The 16,989-nt window shown below is 68.4% G+C and carries 23 protein-coding genes; 14 read left to right on the forward strand and 9 right to left on the reverse strand.

The features are described from left to right. Positions 1–175 precede the first annotated feature (175 nt). The 5 genes from ACYCO6_RS06175 to ACYCO6_RS06195 all read left to right on the forward strand — a co-directional run bounded on the left by ACYCO6_RS06175 (position 176) and on the right by ACYCO6_RS06195 (position 3,098). Positions 176–607: a gamma-glutamylcyclotransferase family protein gene (locus ACYCO6_RS06175; protein WP_459770356.1), complete on the forward strand. Its 432-nt coding sequence runs from the start codon at positions 176–178 to the stop codon at positions 605–607. Positions 608–753: 146 nt separating this feature from the next. Beyond that, entirely contained in the window at positions 754–1,599 is an 846-nt protein-coding gene (locus ACYCO6_RS06180) for a formate/nitrite transporter family protein (protein ID WP_459770358.1), read from the forward strand. 57 nt (positions 1,600–1,656) lie between these two features. Next, positions 1,657–1,941, forward strand: a complete 285-nt coding sequence (locus ACYCO6_RS06185) for an acylphosphatase (RefSeq protein ID WP_459770360.1) — start codon at positions 1,657–1,659, stop codon at positions 1,939–1,941. Between the two features lie 96 nt (positions 1,942–2,037). Continuing rightward, the gene (locus ACYCO6_RS06190) at positions 2,038–2,799 is read left to right on the forward strand and encodes a DUF599 domain-containing protein (protein WP_459770362.1); all 762 of its coding nucleotides are present in this window, start codon (positions 2,038–2,040) and stop codon (positions 2,797–2,799) included. Then, positions 2,796–3,098 (forward strand): DUF3253 domain-containing protein, encoded by a 303-nt coding sequence (locus ACYCO6_RS06195; RefSeq protein ID WP_459770364.1) that lies wholly within the window; start codon positions 2,796–2,798, stop codon positions 3,096–3,098. Before ACYCO6_RS06190 ends, ACYCO6_RS06195 begins: the two co-directional genes overlap by 4 nt. On the opposite strand, the gene ACYCO6_RS06200 is transcribed toward ACYCO6_RS06195, so the two are convergent. From ACYCO6_RS06200 to epmA, 5 genes are all read right to left on the reverse strand, one after another. Further along, the gene (locus ACYCO6_RS06200; RefSeq protein ID WP_459770366.1) at positions 3,041–3,862 is read right to left on the reverse strand and encodes a YdcF family protein; all 822 of its coding nucleotides are present in this window, start codon (positions 3,860–3,862) and stop codon (positions 3,041–3,043) included. The genes ACYCO6_RS06195 and ACYCO6_RS06200 overlap by 58 nt on opposite strands. Before the next feature lie 5 nt (positions 3,863–3,867). Continuing rightward, on the reverse strand, positions 3,868–4,515 hold the full coding sequence (locus ACYCO6_RS06205; RefSeq protein ID WP_459770367.1) for an RraA family protein: 648 nt from the start codon (positions 4,513–4,515) through the stop codon (positions 3,868–3,870). A gap of 177 nt (positions 4,516–4,692) precedes the next feature. Then, the gene (locus ACYCO6_RS06210) at positions 4,693–5,304 is read right to left on the reverse strand and encodes a glutathione S-transferase family protein (RefSeq protein WP_459770369.1); all 612 of its coding nucleotides are present in this window, start codon (positions 5,302–5,304) and stop codon (positions 4,693–4,695) included. 15 nt (positions 5,305–5,319) lie between these two features. Continuing rightward, entirely contained in the window at positions 5,320–6,363 is a 1,044-nt protein-coding gene (locus ACYCO6_RS06215) for a lysine-2,3-aminomutase-like protein (protein ID WP_459770372.1), read from the reverse strand. Beyond that, positions 6,360–7,415, reverse strand: a complete 1,056-nt coding sequence (gene epmA / locus ACYCO6_RS06220; protein WP_459770373.1) for an EF-P lysine aminoacylase EpmA — start codon at positions 7,413–7,415, stop codon at positions 6,360–6,362. Before epmA ends, ACYCO6_RS06215 begins: the two co-directional genes overlap by 4 nt. Positions 7,416–7,681: 266 nt before the next feature. On the opposite strand from epmA, the gene efp reads away from it, so the two are divergent. After that, positions 7,682–8,248, forward strand: coding sequence for an elongation factor P (gene efp, locus ACYCO6_RS06225; RefSeq protein ID WP_459770376.1), 567 nt, complete (start codon positions 7,682–7,684; stop codon positions 8,246–8,248). Between the two features lie 45 nt (positions 8,249–8,293). Here efp and ACYCO6_RS06230 read toward each other — a convergent pair whose 3' ends face one another. Further along, a complete protein-coding gene (locus tag ACYCO6_RS06230) occupies positions 8,294–9,304 on the reverse strand; it encodes a heparan-alpha-glucosaminide N-acetyltransferase (protein WP_459770378.1) in 1,011 nt (336 codons plus the stop codon). A 395-nt stretch (positions 9,305–9,699) separates the two neighbouring features. On the opposite strand from ACYCO6_RS06230, the gene ACYCO6_RS06235 reads away from it, so the two are divergent. The 8 genes from ACYCO6_RS06235 to ACYCO6_RS06270 all read left to right on the forward strand — a co-directional run bounded on the left by ACYCO6_RS06235 (position 9,700) and on the right by ACYCO6_RS06270 (position 14,883). Continuing rightward, complete coding sequence (locus tag ACYCO6_RS06235; protein ID WP_459770379.1) at positions 9,700–10,263, forward strand: cold-shock protein; 564 nt, start codon at positions 9,700–9,702, stop codon at positions 10,261–10,263. A 115-nt stretch (positions 10,264–10,378) separates the two neighbouring features. After that, on the forward strand, positions 10,379–10,909 hold the full coding sequence (locus tag ACYCO6_RS06240; RefSeq protein ID WP_459770380.1) for a DUF192 domain-containing protein: 531 nt from the start codon (positions 10,379–10,381) through the stop codon (positions 10,907–10,909). A 119-nt stretch (positions 10,910–11,028) separates the two neighbouring features. Then, on the forward strand, positions 11,029–11,433 hold the full coding sequence (locus ACYCO6_RS06245) for a hypothetical protein (protein ID WP_459770382.1): 405 nt from the start codon (positions 11,029–11,031) through the stop codon (positions 11,431–11,433). Positions 11,434–11,515: 82 nt separating this feature from the next. Then, positions 11,516–12,388 carry a dienelactone hydrolase family protein gene (locus ACYCO6_RS06250; protein ID WP_459770384.1) on the forward strand — a complete coding sequence of 291 codons (873 nt, stop codon included), beginning with the start codon at positions 11,516–11,518 and terminating at the stop codon, positions 12,386–12,388. A 189-nt stretch (positions 12,389–12,577) separates the two neighbouring features. Further along, a complete protein-coding gene (locus tag ACYCO6_RS06255) occupies positions 12,578–13,033 on the forward strand; it encodes a response regulator (protein ID WP_459770387.1) in 456 nt (151 codons plus the stop codon). A gap of 85 nt (positions 13,034–13,118) precedes the next feature. Further along, entirely contained in the window at positions 13,119–13,319 is a 201-nt protein-coding gene (locus ACYCO6_RS06260) for a hypothetical protein (RefSeq protein WP_459770389.1), read from the forward strand. 120 nt (positions 13,320–13,439) lie between these two features. Then, positions 13,440–14,609 carry an alpha/beta hydrolase gene (locus ACYCO6_RS06265; protein WP_459770392.1) on the forward strand — a complete coding sequence of 390 codons (1,170 nt, stop codon included), beginning with the start codon at positions 13,440–13,442 and terminating at the stop codon, positions 14,607–14,609. Between the two features lie 73 nt (positions 14,610–14,682). After that, a complete protein-coding gene (locus tag ACYCO6_RS06270; protein WP_459770393.1) occupies positions 14,683–14,883 on the forward strand; it encodes a hypothetical protein in 201 nt (66 codons plus the stop codon). 3 nt (positions 14,884–14,886) lie between these two features. Here the strand turns inward: ACYCO6_RS06270 and ACYCO6_RS06275 are convergent, their stop codons facing one another. The 3 genes from ACYCO6_RS06275 to ACYCO6_RS06285 are packed head-to-tail and all read right to left on the reverse strand — an operon-like array spanning position 14,887 to position 16,985. Continuing rightward, a complete protein-coding gene (locus ACYCO6_RS06275; RefSeq protein ID WP_459770394.1) occupies positions 14,887–15,843 on the reverse strand; it encodes a YncE family protein in 957 nt (318 codons plus the stop codon). Continuing rightward, positions 15,840–16,373, reverse strand: a complete 534-nt coding sequence (locus ACYCO6_RS06280) for an SRPBCC family protein (RefSeq protein ID WP_459770396.1) — start codon at positions 16,371–16,373, stop codon at positions 15,840–15,842. The genes ACYCO6_RS06275 and ACYCO6_RS06280 overlap by 4 nt, the downstream gene beginning before the upstream one ends. Before the next feature lie 21 nt (positions 16,374–16,394). After that, positions 16,395–16,985, reverse strand: coding sequence for a DUF447 domain-containing protein (locus tag ACYCO6_RS06285; RefSeq protein ID WP_459770398.1), 591 nt, complete (start codon positions 16,983–16,985; stop codon positions 16,395–16,397). Positions 16,986–16,989 lie beyond the last annotated feature (4 nt).

The following is a 16,989-nucleotide window of genomic DNA, read 5'->3' on the forward strand; positions in this document are numbered from 1 at the left end:
CGCGTTGCGCTCCATCGCGGTGGCGTATCGAGCGATCAACGTGATCATACTGCGATGTGGCATTCGGCCCCTGGCCGTCCGTCCGTATCTCTGAACGAGCGCACGGCTCGCTGGCTGGACACCACCTCCGGCTTTTGAGCTGTCGCGCGGCACTCTTCTCGCTTGGCTGACCGGCATGGCCCTCTACTTCGCTTACGGCGCCAACATGGATGCCGCCGCGATGGCGCTGCGCTGCCCGGTTTCGCGGCTTGTCGGCGGCGGTCACCTGCCGAACCACCGCTTCATCATCATGCGTGAGGGCTACGCCTCGGTCGTACGAGATCCGGCCCGAACCGTCTGGGGCGTGCTGTGGGAACTCGCCCTGGACGACATCCCCGCTCTCGATCGATACGAGGGCGTCGCCGCCGGCCTCTACGTGAAAGCCACGCTTCCTGTGAGAGCGACGGATGGGGTCAAGCGCGCCCTGATCTATCTCGGCGGCTCGACCGCGCCCGGCCGCCCACGCCCGGGCTATCTCGAAGCCGTCCTCGCCGCTGCACGCGCCGCTCAACTGCCAGCCGCCTATATCCGCGAACTCAATGGTTGGCGGCGGGGAGCACCCGCCTGACAAGCTCGGAATTGGTACGCAACATGCTTGCCCACGATCCACCGGGCGTGTGGACGAGATCACTGCGCCCGGCCAGCCGTCCGTGATTGCGCAGCGCGCCCGTCGGTCAACGGCGATCGGCACGTGCCTGCGAGGGAGAGCTCCGCATGTCGTATCTGGCGCCAGCCGATTTCGTGAAGAAGGCCGTCGATGCCGGTGAATCGAAAGTCTTCATGGCCACCAAAGACACCTTCATCCGTGCCTACATGGCCGGCGCGATCCTGGCGCTCGCCGCTGCCTTCGCGGTCACCATCAACCAGACCACCGGCCAGCCGCTGGTCGCGGCCCTTCTGTTCCCGGTCGGCTTCTCGATGCTCTACCTGCTGGGCTACGACCTGTTCACCGGCGTCTGCGTGCTCACACCTCTCGCCCTCATCGACAAGCGCCCCGGCGTGACGGTCGCGGGCGTCACCCGCAACTGGGTGCTTGTCTTCTTCGGCAACTTCGCCGGCGCGCTCACCACGGCCGTGATGATGTCGATCGTGTTCACCTTCGGCTTCGCCACCGAGCCGAACGCCGTGGGCAAGCTGATCGCCGGCATCGGCGAGGCCCGCACGCTCGGCTACGAGAAGTACGGCGCCTCCGGGATGCTGACGCTCTTCGTCCGTGCAATGCTGTGCAACTGGATGGTCTCCACGGGCGTCATCGGCGCAATGCTGTCGACCTCGGTGCCCGGCAAGGTGATCGCGATGTGGATGCCGATCACGGTTTTTTTCTTCATGACCTTTGAGCACTCGGTGGTGAACATGTTCCTGTTCCCATCGGCGATCCTCATGGGCGGCCACCTGACGGTCATGGACTACCTGCTCTGGAACGAGATCCCGACGCTCATCGGAAACATCGTCGGCGGCATCGCCTTCACGGGCCTGATGCTCTACTCCACGCACGTTAGGACCGGCGCAACGCGGGCGGCGGTGGGCGTGAGCCTCCGTCGCCCTGTGGCGGCCGAGTGAGGCAATCCGGGCCCGCGCCATCATCGCGCGGGCCACTTCCAGGCGGGTATGGCCCGAATGATCGAAACACGGACGATCTCCGTCGTGATCAGAGGCCGGGTCCAAGGAGTGTCCTATCGCGCCTGGACGCAGTCCGAGGCCCGAGCCCGGGGGCTCTCGGGCTGGGTGCGCAACCGTGACGATGGTTCGGTCCAGGCGGTCTTCAGCGGAGCGCCGGACGCCGTCGCACTGATGGAGACGCTGTGCTGGTCGGGACCGCCCGGCGCCCGCGTCACCGAAGTCACTGTCCGCGAGATGGACGATCGTCCGGCCGCAGAGGGCTTCGAGATCCTGCGTCGTTGAAACCGCGGTGATCGCCGGGCCGTTTCGGATGGGTTCTGCATCGCCGCCCGGACTGGTATGGCCTCGCGACCACTGCGATTCCGCCGTCCGGAGATCATGACCGACCTGTCGAGCGGCAGTGCCGCCTTCTCGCCCATCGATCTCGGGGCGCTGCTCTTTTTCGTCCTTGCCTGGGTCGCCTACGGCCTGTCGGTGGGGCGCCTGCGCGGACGGATGGTCTCCCTCAGCCAGATCATGAACGGCCACCGCTCGAACTGGGCACGGCAGGTGATCGGGCGCGAGAACCGCGTGGTCGACACGCAGATCAACGCCTCCCTGCAGAACGGTACCGCCTTCTTCGCCTCGACCTCGCTGATCGCCCTCGGCTCGGTGCTCACCCTGTCGCGCTCCGGCGACGACGTGCTGAACCTGTTCGCCACGCTGCCGTTCGGGACGGTGGCGAACCGCCTTACCTGGGAGTTGAAGGTCGCCGGACTCGCGGTGGTGTTCGTCTACGCCTTCTTCAAGTTCGCCTGGGCCTACAGGCTGTTCAACTATGCGGCGATCCTGCTCGGTGCCGTGCCACCGAAGGGATCCGGGGCGAGCGAGGCCGAGATGCTGCGGGCAGTGCGCCGCCTCGCGGCGATGAATGTCAGCGCCGGCCGGCACTTCGCCCGCGGGCAGCGGGCATTCTTCTTCGCGCTCGCCTATCTGGGCTGGTTCGTGAGCCCCTACGTGCTCATCGCCTCGACAACCGCGGTGGTGATCATCATGTGGCGTCGGCAGTTCGCCTCGGAGATCCGCAGGGCGCTGCTTGAGGCAGGGGAGGGGCCGCACGAGGGTCCGCTCTTGGCGCCGGCGGAGGAGGCGCGGACATGACCGACGTGAAAACGGACGACGCGGCGATCGAGACGACGATGCTCGACCTCGTGGCGGAGCGCGGTGCAGACAAGACGGTCTGCCCCTCGGAGGTTGCACGCGCCCTGGGCGGTCCGCACCCGGACGGCTGGGGGCCGCTCATGCAGCCGGTGCGGCGCACGGCCGTGCGCCTCGCCCGTGCGGGCCGGATCGCGATCCTGCGCAAGGGCAAGCCGGTGGATCCGGACGATTTCCGCGGTGTCTACCGGCTGTCGCTGCCGGCCGACCGCTCGGGTCCCGGCAGCAAGTCCGACGTGTAGCCGGACCATCGGTAAGCTACGAGCCCGAGCCACTCCTTCACGGCGAGATCGAGCTGGAGCAGGCCGTCCGAGGCGAAGCCGTTGAATCGGGCAAAGTCGCCCCAGCCGCGAGTCCGGTAATCCACCGGGAAGGCGTCCACCGTAAAGCCGGCCTGCCGGAAGCATCCGACCGCCCGGGGCATGTGCCAAGCCGAGGTCACGAGCAGCCAGCGCTCTCCGGGCTTCGGCTGAACCAGGGCTGCCGAAAAGGTCGCGTTCTCGTGCGTGTTGCGTGACCGGTTCTCCAGAATCAGGCGGGCGCGGGGCACGCCGAGGACGTCCGCCTGCTGGCTGATGATGTCGGCCTCCGCAATCCCGCCGCCGATGAAGCCACTGCCGCCCGAGAACACCAGCCGCGCTGCCGGAAAGCGCCGCGCCAGATCGGCCAGGTAGATCGGCCGCTCGCCGGCATCATTGACGATCACCTGGCCACGCGCCTCGGACAGGCCCGCCTCGATGCCGCCGCCGAGCACGATGATGCCGGTTGGGGCGGGCCCGTCGGCGGGGTGGGGGGCGAAGCGCTGCTCCAGGGGCAGCAGGGCGATCTCCGAGAGCGGCGACAATCCGCCGAGCCCGAGCCCCAGCAGTCCGAGCAGGGCGAGCACGAGCCCCGTCCGCCGCAGGCGTGTCGCGGCGAGCAGGATCAGCCCGGCCAGGGCCGCGAAGATGAAGAAGTTCGACGGCGTGATCAGGAAGTAGATCACCTTCGAGAGCGGGAAGAACACGGCGCTCAGGCCGGCTTGGTCTCGACCTCGAATCGGGCCAGCGCGGCCGTATCCGGCGGGAGAAGGCTTGCGAGGCTCTCACCCTTCTCGACCTCGCGCTGGATCCAGAGATCGAGCCGCTGCTGCTCTACGGCCTCCAGCGCAATCCGCTCTGCGATGCCGGCCGGAAGGGCCACGATGCCGCCAGGTCCGCAGACCATGATATCATCCGGATGTATCGTCGCGCCGCCGCAGGCAACGGGCTCTTGCGTGCCGACCAGAGCCAGCGCGCCAATCCCGGATTCTGGCGCAGACCACACCGGAAGCCCGACATCCTCGGCCAGGGCGGCGTCGGTGATCAGGCCAGCAGCGCCCCGCTGGGTCAGTCGCGCCGCCAGGATCGGCCCGAAGGGCAGCGCCAGTCCGGAGCGGGCGGCATCGATCACCACCACCGCGCCCTCCGGAACGGCGTCTATGGCGGCGGCGACATCACCCACGGCATCATCGCGGGCCGGGATCATCCGCACGGTGTAGGCCCGTCCGATGGCGGTCCCGCCGCTTGCGGACAGCCCCCGTGGGCTGAAGGCTTTCACGCCAGCTCGCGTCAGGGCGCGAGCCAGGCTTGCCGGCGTCACCGCAGAGAGCGCGTCGCGCAGGGTCGAGTCGATCGCCATCAAGGGCTCCGTGGAAGCCCGGCGCCGTTCCGGGCAGCGAGCCAGGGCAAGGTGGAACACGCAAACGCGCCGGCAAGGCCACACCGGCCCAATCGGTCCCGGATCGCACGAGGCCGTCGGGACTCGCCGAGCTCCATCGGGCTCGGTCCGGCCGGATGCCCGTGCAGCGACAATCGCTCAGGCAATCGGCTCGCCGAGGGCCCGACTGGCAGCCGGCCGGGCAGCGATCCGCTCGTACCAGCGGCGCAGCGCTGGGCGCTCGGCACGCTCAGCCGGCAGGTTGAGCCAGCGATGCGCCGCGCAGCCGAGCGCGATATCGGCGATGCTGAACCGGTCGCCGACCACGAAGTCACGACCGGCCAGATGGCGGTCGAGGATCTCGGCCATCGCGTCGCTCTTCTTCAGCGAGTCCGCGATCACGGTCCTGTCCGGCTCGGCAGATCGGAAGAGCTGCCAGAAGGCGTCGCGCATCGCCGGTGTGAAGCTCGTGGCCTGCCAGTCGACCCATTGCTCCACATGGGCGCGCGTCCTGGGATCGTCCGGAAGCGCGAGGGCAGTGCTCGTGGCCGCGAGATAGCGCAGGATGGCGTTCGACTCCCAGAGGACGAAACCGTCCTCCTCAAGCGTCGGGACCAAGCCATTCGGATTCAGGCCGCGATACGCCGGATCGTTGACCACGCCGTGGGCGCCGCCGGCTTCCACACGCTCGTAGCCGAGGCCGGCTTCGTCCAACCCCCAGACCGCCTTCTGCACGTTTACCGAGGTGAGCCGCCCCCAAAGCCTGCGCATTGTCAAAGATCTCCGTCACGCTTTCGGCGGGTAGGGGTGCTCGCACCCGTTCGGATCGGTCACCCGGAGCCCGTCCTCGGAATCCCGCAGGTAGTCGGGCCCGACCGGCACCTTGCCATGGCCGCCGGGGATGTCGAGAACGTAGGTCGGCTGCGCCAGGCCCGAGAGGCGACCGCGCAGGGCACGCATCAGCGTCTGCCCTTCGGCGAGGTCGGTGCGCAGATGCGCGGTGCCGGGCGCCAGATCGCCGTGATGCAGGTAGTACGGCTTGATCCGGTTCTCCACGAAGGCGCGCATCAGCCGTTCGAGTGTCCCGGCATCGTCATTGACGCCGCGCAGCAGCACCGACTGGCTGACCATCGGGATGCCGGCGTCGACCAGTCGGGCGCAGGCAGCACGGGCCGCCGGCGCGAATTCGCGCGGGTGGTTGGCGTGCAAGGCTACGAAGACCGCGCGCCCGAAGCGCTTCAAGGCCTGCACGAGGGTGTCGGACACGAGGTCGGGCTTCACGACGGGCACGCGCGTGTGAATCCGCATCACGCGCACGTGGTCAATGGCCGAAAGGCGCTCGGCGATGGCGCCGAGCCGCCGGGACGAGAGTGCGAACGGATCGCCGCCGGTGAGCACCACCTCCCAGATTCGCGCATCGGCCGCGATGTAGGCGAGGGCGGCGTCGAGTTCCGTATCGCTCAGTGTTCCGAGACCGTCGGGCCCGACCATCTCCCGGCGGAAGCAGAAGCGGCAATAGACCGGGCAGACGTGCAGCGGCTTCAGGAGCACACGATCGGGATACCGGTGGACGATCCCCGTCACGGGCGCGTGGGCTGCATCGCCGATCGGATCGGCACGCTCCTCCGGTTCGACCCTGTATTCCTCGGCGCGCGGGACGAACTGGCGCGCGATCGGATCGTCGGCATCGCTCACGTCGATCAATTCGGCCATGTCGGGCGTCACCGAGACGGCGTAGCGGGCGAGGACCCCGCGCAGGGCCTCGGCCTCGGGGCCGGAGATCAGGCCGGCGGCGGCCAGGTCGTCGGCGCTGCGCAGGACCCGGTTCACGGACGGGTCTCCGCAACCGGCGTCCAGATCACCTCGTCGATGCGACTCGCCCCGCAGGCCAGCATCGCCAACCGGTCGAAGCCCAGCGCGATCCCCGAAGCTTCCGGCATCACAGCGAGGGCGGCGAGGAAATCCTCGTCGATCGGGTAACGCTCCCCGTAGACGCGGAGCTTCTCGGCCATTTCGGCCTCGAAGCGGCGGCGCTGCTCGGCCGCGTCGGTCAGTTCGCCGAAGGCATTGGCGAGTTCGACCCCGCAGGCATAGAGCTCGAAGCGCTCGGCCACGCGCGGATCGTGCGGCGCCGGCCTGGCCAGGGCCGCCTCGCTCACCGGATACTCGCAGAGGATGGTTGGGCGGCCGAGGCCGAGATGGGGCTCGATCCGTGCCACCAGCACGCGGGAGAACAGGTCGGCCCAGGTATCGTCCGGAGCGACCCGGAGATCAGCGTCGGCGACAGCCGAAGCCAGACCATCCCGGTCGGTCTCGCCGGTCCGCGCCACGGTGGCCAGCAGGTCGATGCCGGCGAACCGGTCGAAGGCCTCGGCCAGGGTCAGCCGCTCCGGCTCCGCCTGAGGATCGGCCTCCCGGCCGCGGAAAACGAAGTGGCGCGCGCCAGCCGTTTCGGCCGCGAGCCGGAGCAGGTCGGCGCAATCCTCCATCAGCGCCGTATAGGGCACGCCGGTCCGGTACCATTCCAGCATCGTGAATTCAGGGTGATGCAGCGGTCCGCGCTCGCGGTTGCGGAAGACGCGGGCGACGCTGAACAGCCGCGTCTCGCCCGCGGCCAACAGCTTCTTGCAGGCGAATTCCGGCGACGTGTGCAGGTAGAGGGGCGTGCGCGCCCCGCTCGCGCCGAGCGCCTCCGTGGCGAAGGCCGACAGGTGCGCCTCGTTGCCCGGCGAGACCTGGAGGCAGGCTGCCTCGGCCTCGACGAAGTCCCGCTCGGCGAACCAGGCACGGAACGCGGCCAGAACACGGTTGCGCAGGAGCAGGGCCGGCCGCCGGTCGGCGTGGCGGCCCGGGGACCACCAAGGGGATGCGGACGCGCTCACAGATGGCCTTCGCTTTCGGAGGGCCGCGAAGGCGGCTCGCGTCGACGCGGGCGGCTCCCTGCGGACAGGACGTTCCGGAGCAAGCTCATACTTTGTTCGATCCGGCTCCCAGGCACAGTGATGAGCCGCGCGGGCTGCGGCGACCGTTGACGGGGTACCCCCGCCCGCTGGCAACCGCGCCGCAGATGGGATAGTGGCGGTGTCCGAAATGCAGCGCCCGCGCTTGGGGCGTGCCGCCCCCCCTTGTCAATGCAGGACGTAATTCCGTGAAGGTGATCGCTTCTACGCTCCGTAAGGGCAACGTCGTCGAGAAGGACGGCAAGCTCTACGTGATCCTGTTCGCCGAGAACATCCACCCCGGCAAGGGCACCCCGGTGACACAGCTCGACATGCGCCGCATCACGGATGGGGTGAAGGTGTCCGAGCGCTATCGAACCACCGAGCAGGTCGAGCGTGCCTTCGTGGAGGATCGTGAGCATACCTTCCTGTACAGCGACGGCGAAGGGTTCCACTTCATGAACCCGGAGAACTACGAGCAGGTCGCAGTGCCGGCGGACGTCGTCGGCGATGCCGCACCCTACCTTCAGGAGGGCATGGCCGTGATGCTCTCGATCCATAACGGCGTTCCGCTGACCATCGAGCTGCCCCAGCGTGTGACCCTGGAGGTGGCCGAGACCGAGCCGGTGCTCAAGGGCCAGACGGCGTCGTCCTCCTACAAGCCGGCGACGCTGTCGAACGGAGTCCGCACCACCGTGCCGCCCCACATCGCCGCCGGCACACGTATCGTCGTCATGACCGCGGACGGCTCCTACGTGGAGCGCGCGAAGGACTGAGCCGGAGCGGTCGGAACGCCTGTCCGGCACCCGGGTCGGCCCGCGTCAGCGCGCCGACCGGGCGGCGTTCTCGAGCGTCGCGTAGCATCCCTGCGAGAGCGCCTGCGCCCGCAGGCGTTCCGGCCCCGAGAAGGGCCGGCCATCCTCCCGGAAGAGATCCTCCCGGAGCAGCGCGTCGGAGGTGCATCGGGCGGCGATCCGGCACAGGGGTGGTTCCCCGCCGGTCCGCGTGCAGATCGTCACGTAATCGGCCCGGAACGCCCGCAGCCCCGCTCGCGGGTTTGCGCCCGTCATCGCCACCACGCCGGTGAGCAGCGCCAGCAGAACCGGCTGGTGAATGAGGTAGATCGCGAGACTGTGGCGCCCCGCGAAGGTTGAAGCGCGGCCGAGCGCGGAGTGGGGCCTCCAAGCGCCCAGCCGCGAACGCGCCAAGCTGGGCATGGCCAGTCGGCCGAGGACGATCCCGGCCAGAACCAATCCGAACCACGGGAAGAGCGGTACGTAATCGTTGGTCCGGGGCGTCACAGCGCCGAGGCCCAGGAAGAAGAGGGACGGCGCGTCGAGGACGGGGGCGTGCACGAGATGCGGCGCGGCGATTACCGCGGCGGCCGCCAGTGCCGTCACGGGGATCGGCAGGAACAGGAACGGCAGGCCGAAAACGCTCGCGACCGCGATACAGTGAAGAACGCCGAAGAACACGTAGGAGTCGGGAAAGGCGATCCGGGTCCCCAGGGTCACGAGGAGCGCCGCGCCTCCGATCCGCGCGAGACGCAGCAGCGTCGGTCTCGGCCGGATGCCACGGCCGTTCATCATCACGAGGCCGACACCGACGAGCACCAGGAAGCTGCCGGCGATCATCTGGGCAGCGAGACGCCCCGTGGGCGTCACGGCGTAGTTCTCCGCCGTCAGCCGCAAGTAGCCCAGATCCCAGATCGAGTGATAGCTCGCCATCGCGGCCAGGGCGGCGGCCCGAGCCGCATCGATCACCGGAAGGCGGCGCAGCGGCGTCGCTGCGGTCGCGGCGGCTGGACGGTCGAGGACGGCATCAACGGACATAAGGCGGATCCCAAACCATGTCGGGACGGGCAACGCCACCATGTCGGCCGTTCCGCGGCCCGGCCCGCCGCGCCTGACGGCGGAACGCTCTCGAAAACGTGAAAGGCACTCTCGAGCTACGGCCACCATTCGGCCGTGTGCTGCGAACCCGGAAATCCGCCCGGCCGTCCCGATGCTTAAACGATCACTGACGGGCCAAGCTTGGCGGATCGACTGTTGCGGCCCTGCCTCCCAGGGCCAAGATTGCATCTTGGCGGGGCTCGCTTGCCGGCGAAATGGGCTTCCCGGAGATCAGGACTTCGTTAATCTTGCTCTGAGAGCGCGTGGCGTGATTCGGTGTAGGTTGCTCGGCCATGTCTGACGAACGCGGATCCGGGCCGGAGAACCCTGATCGGATGACGGGCCCCCGGGCTGACGAGGCCGGCCAGAATGGCGACGAGGCCCTCGATCTCGTCGAGGTCGCGGGGCGCATCAAATGGTTCGACGTCGCGAAGGGCTTCGGCTTCATCGTCCCCGATGATGGCGCGCCCGATATCCTGCTGCACGTGACCTGCCTGCGACGTGACGGCTATCAGGCGGCGAGCGAGGGCGCGCGGATTGTCGTCGAGGCCGTGGAGCGCCCGCGCGGGTGGCAGGCCTTCCGGGTCATCTCGCTGGATCAGGCCACGGCGGTCCATCCGTCCGAAATGCCGCTGCCGCGGACGCATGTGACGGTGACGCCGACGAGTGGCCTGGAAACCGCCGTGGTGAAATGGTTCAACCGCCTGCGCGGGTTCGGCTTCCTGACCCGTGGCGACGGTACGCCCGACATTTTCGTGCATATGGAGACGCTGCGCCGTTACGGCATCGCCGAGCTGAAGCCTGGGGAAGCGGTTCTCGTGCGCTACGGGGACGGCTCGAAGGGAGTCATGGCCGCCGAGGTCCGCCTGATCGACGGCACGCTGCCGGCCTCGCACTGACGGGGCGGAGCGGGCATCGAGCCGGGCCAGTTCAAGCTATCCCGTTGTCTTGCATGATGATTCCGGACGTCGATTCCCCTCGTCGGCGTCCTGTTCTATGTCTGCAGCGGGCCGGATGGCCCCTTTGTCGTCCCAAGAAAGGCCTGCGCCTGTGAAATCCGGATTCCCCGTCGTGAAGGCGGCGGCCGTCGCCTGCCTGATCCTGACCGCCGCCGTGCCCCTCCCGGCGGCTCTCGCGCAGGCCCCGGCGCGTGCCGCCACCGCCAAGTCCGAGCCGCTGACAATTCTCACGAAGTCTGGACCGAAGCGGTTCGATGTGGAGGTGATGCGCGACGATGCCGGCCGTGCCCGCGGTCTTATGTTCCGGCGGCATATGCCGGCCGACCACGGCATGCTGTTCGATTTCGAGCGGGACGAACCCGTGACAATGTGGATGAAGAACACCTACCTGCCGCTCGACATGGTCTTCATCCAGAGGGACGGAACGATCAGCCGGATCGCGGCCGACACCGAGCCCCTGTCGACCGCGATCATCTCTTCCGGAAGTCCGGTCCTCGCAGTTCTGGAACTCAATGCCGGTACGGCCGCCAAGCTCGGGATTCAACCCGGCGACCGGATCGAGCATCCGATGTTCAAGGCGCGCTGACAGCTCCGGGCAAATCGCGAACGCACCGGGAACAAGTGCCTTGACCAACGCGGGGATCCGCGGCAGTGTTCCGGCAATGTTCCGGTGCGCCGGGACGCCGACGCAGCGCGGAGGACCCGATGAGCGATGCAGCCGTGGCCGAGCTGTTCGGCAACGACGACTGGTCGGTATGTGCGGACGGGATCGAGCACCGTGCCACCGGCTATTTCATCGCGCGTGACGTGCTCCCGGCACGTCGGGCTGAGGGGCTGTGGGACTGGCCCCTGCAGATGGCCGAAAAGCGGTGGTGTCGGCCAAGCCTGTTCCGCGAGGCATTCCTGGCCGCGCTCGATCGCTTCGGGATTGCGCGTGACGCCGCGCTGAGCCGCACCTTCGCTTTGGGCTTCGGGATCCGCGCGGTGGAATCGCCGGTCGGCGAGACGTTCGTCGCCCTCGCCGACGTGCTGCAGCCGCGCGAGGCTCCGGAAACGGTCAGGGTGGTTGCACGTCGCCCGTCCCGCGCACTCGCTGCCGCCGGAGCGTGATCGCTTCGCGCTCCGCCCGCTGATTTGACCGCGCCGGCCACGCCCGGATAGCCCTCGCTGCAAAGCGAGGAGTGATCATCACATGGCGGTTCAGGATCAGACGGGCCTCGACGGGTTGATAACGCCGCCGCTGTCGCGGCGCGGGTTTGTCATGACCACATTGACGAGCGGGTTGACCCTGGCGACCACCCGGGTCGAGGCACAGGTGATCCGCACCGACACAGACGGTATCGAAGCCGGCGAGGTGAAGATTCCCGCCGCCGACGGACCGATGCCGGCCTACCGCGCCGTTCCGGACGGGGCAGGTCCCTTCCCGATCGTCTTGGTCATCGAGGAGATCTTTGGCGTCCACGAGTACATCAAGGACATCTGCCGCCGGCTGGCGAAGGCGGGGTACTGCACGGTCGCCCCGGAGCTCTATGCCCGGCAAGGCGACCTCTCGACCATGACCGACCCTAAGGCGATCATTCGGGACGTGATCGCGAAGACGCCGGATGTCCAATGGATCGGCGACTTGGACGCGACGGCGGCCTGGGCCGCCTCGGCGGCGAAGGGAGACCTCAGCCGGCTTGGGGTCATGGGCTGGTGCCGCGGCGGACGGGACGTGTGGCTGTACGCGGCGCATCGTCGCGACCTGAAGGCTGCGGTCGCCTGGTACGGGCCGGTCGGCGGCGAGCGCACTGACATCCAGCCGCGCACGGCGGGCGACGTGGCCGCCGAGATCAACGCGCCGTTGCTCGGCCTCTACGGGGGTGCCGATACCGGCATTCCGGTCGCCTCCGTGCAGGAGGCGCGCGACCGGGCGAAGGCCGCCGGCAAGAGTGTCGAGTTGGTGATCTATCCCGACGCTCCGCACGGTTTCCACGCGGATTATCGTCCGAGCTATCGCCCGGACGCCGCCCAAGACGGCTGGACCCGCGCACTCGCCTTCCTGAAGGCGCACGGCGTCGGCTGACACGACGCCGATACACCGCTGGCCGGGACGTTCCTCGCGGGCTGTGTTACCTAAGACACGGCCACAACTTGTCGATTGTGCAAGGATCAAAGGAGGATCTGTGCCTGCGCGGGTCCGGCCCACCGCGACGTTCGTGCGTTGAACCGATCGAAGCGGCCGCCGTTCAGCCCCTGTAGAGTGTCCTGGCCCATGAGCGATTCTGTACAGCCCGGCCAGAAGCCCGTGATCCTCGTCGTGGAAGATCAACCCGACGAGCGCTTCCTTGCGGCTACGCTTCTGGAGGATACGGGCTTCACGGTCATCGAGGCCGAGACGGCCGACCGGGCGCTGGCCATCCTGAACGACCGGGCCGACGAGGTGAGCGTCGTGTTCTCGGACGTGCGCACGCCCGGTCCGATCGGCGGCTTCGAGCTGGCGCGGATAATCGGTGTGACCTGGCCGCGGGTGAGGGTGCTCCTGACCTCCGGCGACGCGGGCGACCAGCCGAGCGACCTGCGCGTTTCGGCAACCTTCATCCCGAAGCCCTGGCGCGCCGAGGACATCTTGGCCTGGGTGGAGCAGGCTGCGGGCCGGCCGTCGAGCACCTCCGGTCCGTCCGTTATCGGACCGGGCGGGAAAATTATAACCCCCGGTTTGGAAACCTGACGCGATCGCGGTGTTGTACGCCACTCCCGGGCGCGCGTGCCGCCCGAACTTGTGCAGTGCAATACAGTCGATCTGCAACACCGTCATGAAAATCGTCGCTGCCAATCATGCCGATTCCCTGCGCCGCCCCTGCTCACGGGATTCGGCCGAGGCAACCGTGCTCGACACAGTGCGCGAAGGATTGCGCAGCTTCTACGGTGAGGGCGATGACGAACTGCCCGGGCACCTGACGGAGTTGGTGCACAGGCTCGACCGCCGGCATCCCCAGCAGGGCTTCTCTGCCTGAGCCGAGCCGAGCCGGGATGGGCCGCGCCTAGACTGCGGCAGTGGGTCGCCAAGGCTATAGAATCTGCTATTCAGCGCTCTCTGACCTGCCGACGCATCGCGTCTCACAGTCGAGCCCTTCATGCGTCTCAAAGTCCTTCGCGGATCGCTCGCCGCTTCCGTGATCTTGACCCTTGCCGGACTCGTCTCCGCGGAGGCAGCCGCGCCACCGCCCCAACCTGCGGAAGGTCCCGGTAGCGTCGGAGACCGCAAGGTGACGGTCACGAAGCGCCTGCTCGGACGCGGGACGGCCTCGACCTTCGCCTTCTATGCCTCCGGTGCCGCCCCCGAAGCCGGACGGCCGGTAGCGATCTTTCTGCATGGCTGGGGCGTGGTGAATCCCCAGAGCTACGGCGGGTGGATCGATCACCTGGCGCGACAGGGTTGGCTCGTGCTGTTCCCGCGCTTCCAGGAGGTGAACCGGACGCGGCCGGCCGACGCCCCCGGCATCGCCGAGACCCTCGTGAAGGCGGCACTCTCGGATCTCGCCGGCGATGGCGAAGCCAAGCCCGACCTCAATCGCGTCGCGATGATCGGCCACCTCGCCGGCGCGCCTCTGGCCATGGATCTGGCCGCGGATGCGAAGACCCACGGACTGCCCGTGCCCAAACTGATCTTCGCGGCGACGCCCGGCGGTATCGCCAGCGGACCGAAATCCCGCGGCATCACGCTCACCGACCTTTCGGCCATCGACCCGTCCACGATCATCGTGACCATGGTCGGCGACAAGGACACGCGAGCCGCCGACATTGCCGCGAAGCGTCTGCTGCGGGACGCTGGCGCGGTGCCGATCGAGCGCAAGCTCTTCGTCCGGATCCTCTCGGATGACCATGGCTTCCCAGCCCTGACGGCGACACTGGCCGCACCGGCTGGCGTGGATACGGCCTTCGACGGCGGCGCCATCAAGCCGGGCCCCGAACCCAAAGACGCCGCGAAGGACGCGCCGAAGCAGCCGGCCTTCCGCTGGTCCGCCGACATGGCTCTCACGGGCGAGCAGCAGACTCTGGTCTCGCAGGTGAATGTCGCCCGTGTGGACGCGATCGATTATCTCGGTTTTTGGAAGACCTTCGATCTCGCGGCCGCGGCCGCCTTCGCCGGTTCGGACGCGACCGCACTCAAGAACAATCCCAGGCTTGCCGACATGGAGCGCTGGAGCGACGGCTGGCCAGTCAAGCGTCTCGCCGTCGAGACGCCGCGGCCGGCGCCCGCGGCCCAGGCCGGCACGCCGGCCGCGACGAGCCGCAAGCGCTGAGTTGCCCATTCGGGCAACTTGGCCTTGGCGCATAGCTTGCTAAGCTCCTCCTGTTTCGGACGGGAGGTCAGCTATGCCCGAGTTCGTCGCCAGCCTGCTCGCCGCGGCGGCCTTCTGCCTGACGCTGCTCGCGCTCAATGCGATCACGCGCCTCCTGATTCAGGCGCATTTCGCGCCGCCCGATCTCGGCGAGACCGGCTTCCTGCAGCTCGGCGGCGCGCTCTTGGTCGCCAGGGTCGCGTATCGCCGGGCACCCCACCGCCGGCCGTTCTGAGACTCAGCGCAGAAAGGCGCCGAAGGAGCGGGGGCCGTTCCCGGTGGGAATGGTCGCCACGACCTTCAGCGAGCGTGCATCGAGAACGCTGAGCGTGTTGTCGCCCCAGTTGGCGACGTAGAGCCGCCCGTCCCCGCCGGCCGCGATCCCTTCGGGATGATCGCCGACGTCGATGTCGGCGACCGGCTTGAGCGTCGCGAGGTCGAAAGCCGTGACGCTGCCGGCATACTGGTCGGTGACGAAGCCCCGCCCCTGCGCGAGGGCGATCACGTAGGGGCGCCGACCGGTCGGCACGCGGCCGATCTCGCGCCCGGCGGCGAGATCGATCACCGAAACATCGTCGCCGGTCACATTGGCCGTGTAGGCCCGCCCCGCGGCGGCATCGAGGGTGATGCCGAACGGGTGCTGGCCGACTGGGATGACCTTCGTCTCGCGCCGCGTGGCGGCATCGACCACCGAGACCGTGTCGGCCTCGCGATTGGCCACGTACAGCGTGGCTCCGTCCGGGCTGACTGCGATGCCGGAGGGTGAGGCGCCGACAGCGATCTCGCCATCCGCGACCAGGGCGCCATTTCGCTCGGTGAGGACGAACAGGCGGTGCCCGTACCAGTCGGCCACGTAGACCGTGCCGCCGCGCGGGTCAGCGGCGATGCCGAGCGGACCGCCGGGCAGCGGTACTTCTGACAGGAGACGCGCCGCGTCGAGGTCGATGACGGCGAGGCCATGTCCCTCCGGGCGCGTGACGTAGGCGCGCGTGCGGTCCGGCGACAGGGCTATCCCGGCCGGGGCGCCGTCGACCGGAACGCTGCGGACGACCTTGCCGGCAGCGAGGTCGACGATCTCGACCGCGCCGCCGAGCTGCGCCGTGATGACGGCCTCGTGCGCCGGTTCGGCGCGGGAGGCCGTCGCCAGAAGCGCGAGGCCGGCGGCAAAGGCCGCGCGGCCCCGACTCAGGCTCATGAACCCTTCTCGACCTTGGACTTCAGGTTGGCGAGGCTCGCCTTGATCCAATCGCCGACGCCCTTCTCGGAGGCTTCGTCGTTGAGCTCGGGCGGCGGATCGTTGTTCATGTAGCCGCGGTAGAAGGCGGCCTTCCACTCGACCTTGGATTTCGCGTCACCCTCGGGCTCGACAGTGATCGTGGCCGAGTAGTCGTTGGCCGGGAGATCCTTCACGTCGACCTTGTCTATGTAGTAGGAGAACGTCTTCTCCTCGGGCTTGTACTTGTTGCTGGTTTCCTGGATCTGGTCGCCGTTCTTGAGCGTCAGAACGCGCTTGAACTTGGCCGGTGGCTCGCCGCTGACGTCGGTCTTGGCCACGTTCTGCATCCAGTTGGCGTTCTTCACATCGCCGATGACGGCCCAGACCTTGTCAGCCGGGGCGTTGATCTCGATGGACTCGGTAATCTTGCGCCGGGTCGGGCCGTGAGCCTGCGCCGTCGCGGCCACCAGGGCCGCGGTGGCCGCCAAGGCCAGGGTGATTTTCTTCATCTTGTCCTTCTCCTCCCGCCATCAGCGGTCGTCGCGACCGAGAACGCGCGCCTCAGGGCCCAGTGCCGCCGCGACCTTGTCCTCGATCCAGCCCCAGGCCTCGCGCTCGCGGGGTCCCGCGGTCTTGGTGATGGCGATGGCCAGATAGGCCATCTCCGTCAACACCTTCTCCGGTTCCAGCATGTGGAGCCGGGTCGAGAGAATTGCGGCCTCCAAGACGGCGGCCTGCGCGCGGTTGTAGCCGATGAACGGCGCGTGCGCGGCGCTGTAGACCATGCGGCCGCGGAAGCGCGGCCGGCTCTCGTGGTCTTCCACGGCGGCCACCTCGAACTCCGCGTGCCCGAAGCTATCGGCGAGGCGCCGGCCGGGGATGGATGTGCATGCCACGGTGGGCCAGTCGCGCCGGCCGGTCACCGCGCCGGCGATGACGCGGATGTCCCTCGGGCTGGAGGTGGCGAAGCAGGGACTAGCCTCCAGGTTGGTGATAGTCGGCGACGGCCGGAACGGCGCCAGCACGTAGCCGTCATCCTCGCCGATCAGCCCGAAGGGTACGAGATGCAATTCGCCCGCGGGCGAGAGGGTCGTGACGATGGTTTCCAGAATCAGCGGCATCGGC

The organism is Methylobacterium sp. CM6257, assembly GCF_054611515.1.

Coding starts and splice junctions, on each gene's coding strand:
- ACYCO6_RS06180 (WP_459770358.1), top strand. CDS start 754: ATGTCGTATCTGGCGCCAGCCGATTTCGTGAAGAAGGCCGTCGATGCC.
- ACYCO6_RS06235 (WP_459770379.1), top strand. CDS start 9,700: ATGACGGGCCCCCGGGCTGACGAGGCCGGCCAGAATGGCGACGAGGCC.
- ACYCO6_RS06245 (WP_459770382.1), top strand. CDS start 11,029: ATGAGCGATGCAGCCGTGGCCGAGCTGTTCGGCAACGACGACTGGTCG.
- ACYCO6_RS06250 (WP_459770384.1), top strand. CDS start 11,516: ATGGCGGTTCAGGATCAGACGGGCCTCGACGGGTTGATAACGCCGCCG.
- ACYCO6_RS06210 (WP_459770369.1), bottom strand. CDS start 5,304: ATGCGCAGGCTTTGGGGGCGGCTCACCTCGGTAAACGTGCAGAAGGCG.
- ACYCO6_RS06260 (WP_459770389.1), top strand. CDS start 13,119: ATGAAAATCGTCGCTGCCAATCATGCCGATTCCCTGCGCCGCCCCTGC.
- ACYCO6_RS06275 (WP_459770394.1), bottom strand. CDS start 15,843: ATGAGCCTGAGTCGGGGCCGCGCGGCCTTTGCCGCCGGCCTCGCGCTT.
- ACYCO6_RS06190 (WP_459770362.1), top strand. CDS start 2,038: ATGACCGACCTGTCGAGCGGCAGTGCCGCCTTCTCGCCCATCGATCTC.
- ACYCO6_RS06195 (WP_459770364.1), top strand. CDS start 2,796: ATGACCGACGTGAAAACGGACGACGCGGCGATCGAGACGACGATGCTC.
- ACYCO6_RS06285 (WP_459770398.1), bottom strand. CDS start 16,985: ATGCCGCTGATTCTGGAAACCATCGTCACGACCCTCTCGCCCGCGGGC.
- ACYCO6_RS06280 (WP_459770396.1), bottom strand. CDS start 16,373: ATGAAGAAAATCACCCTGGCCTTGGCGGCCACCGCGGCCCTGGTGGCC.
- ACYCO6_RS06205 (WP_459770367.1), bottom strand. CDS start 4,515: ATGGCGATCGACTCGACCCTGCGCGACGCGCTCTCTGCGGTGACGCCG.
- ACYCO6_RS06240 (WP_459770380.1), top strand. CDS start 10,379: ATGGCCCCTTTGTCGTCCCAAGAAAGGCCTGCGCCTGTGAAATCCGGA.
- ACYCO6_RS06175 (WP_459770356.1), top strand. CDS start 176: ATGGCCCTCTACTTCGCTTACGGCGCCAACATGGATGCCGCCGCGATG.
- ACYCO6_RS06230 (WP_459770378.1), bottom strand. CDS start 9,304: ATGTCCGTTGATGCCGTCCTCGACCGTCCAGCCGCCGCGACCGCAGCG.
- ACYCO6_RS06255 (WP_459770387.1), top strand. CDS start 12,578: ATGAGCGATTCTGTACAGCCCGGCCAGAAGCCCGTGATCCTCGTCGTG.
- ACYCO6_RS06270 (WP_459770393.1), top strand. CDS start 14,683: ATGCCCGAGTTCGTCGCCAGCCTGCTCGCCGCGGCGGCCTTCTGCCTG.
- ACYCO6_RS06185 (WP_459770360.1), top strand. CDS start 1,657: ATGATCGAAACACGGACGATCTCCGTCGTGATCAGAGGCCGGGTCCAA.
- ACYCO6_RS06265 (WP_459770392.1), top strand. CDS start 13,440: ATGCGTCTCAAAGTCCTTCGCGGATCGCTCGCCGCTTCCGTGATCTTG.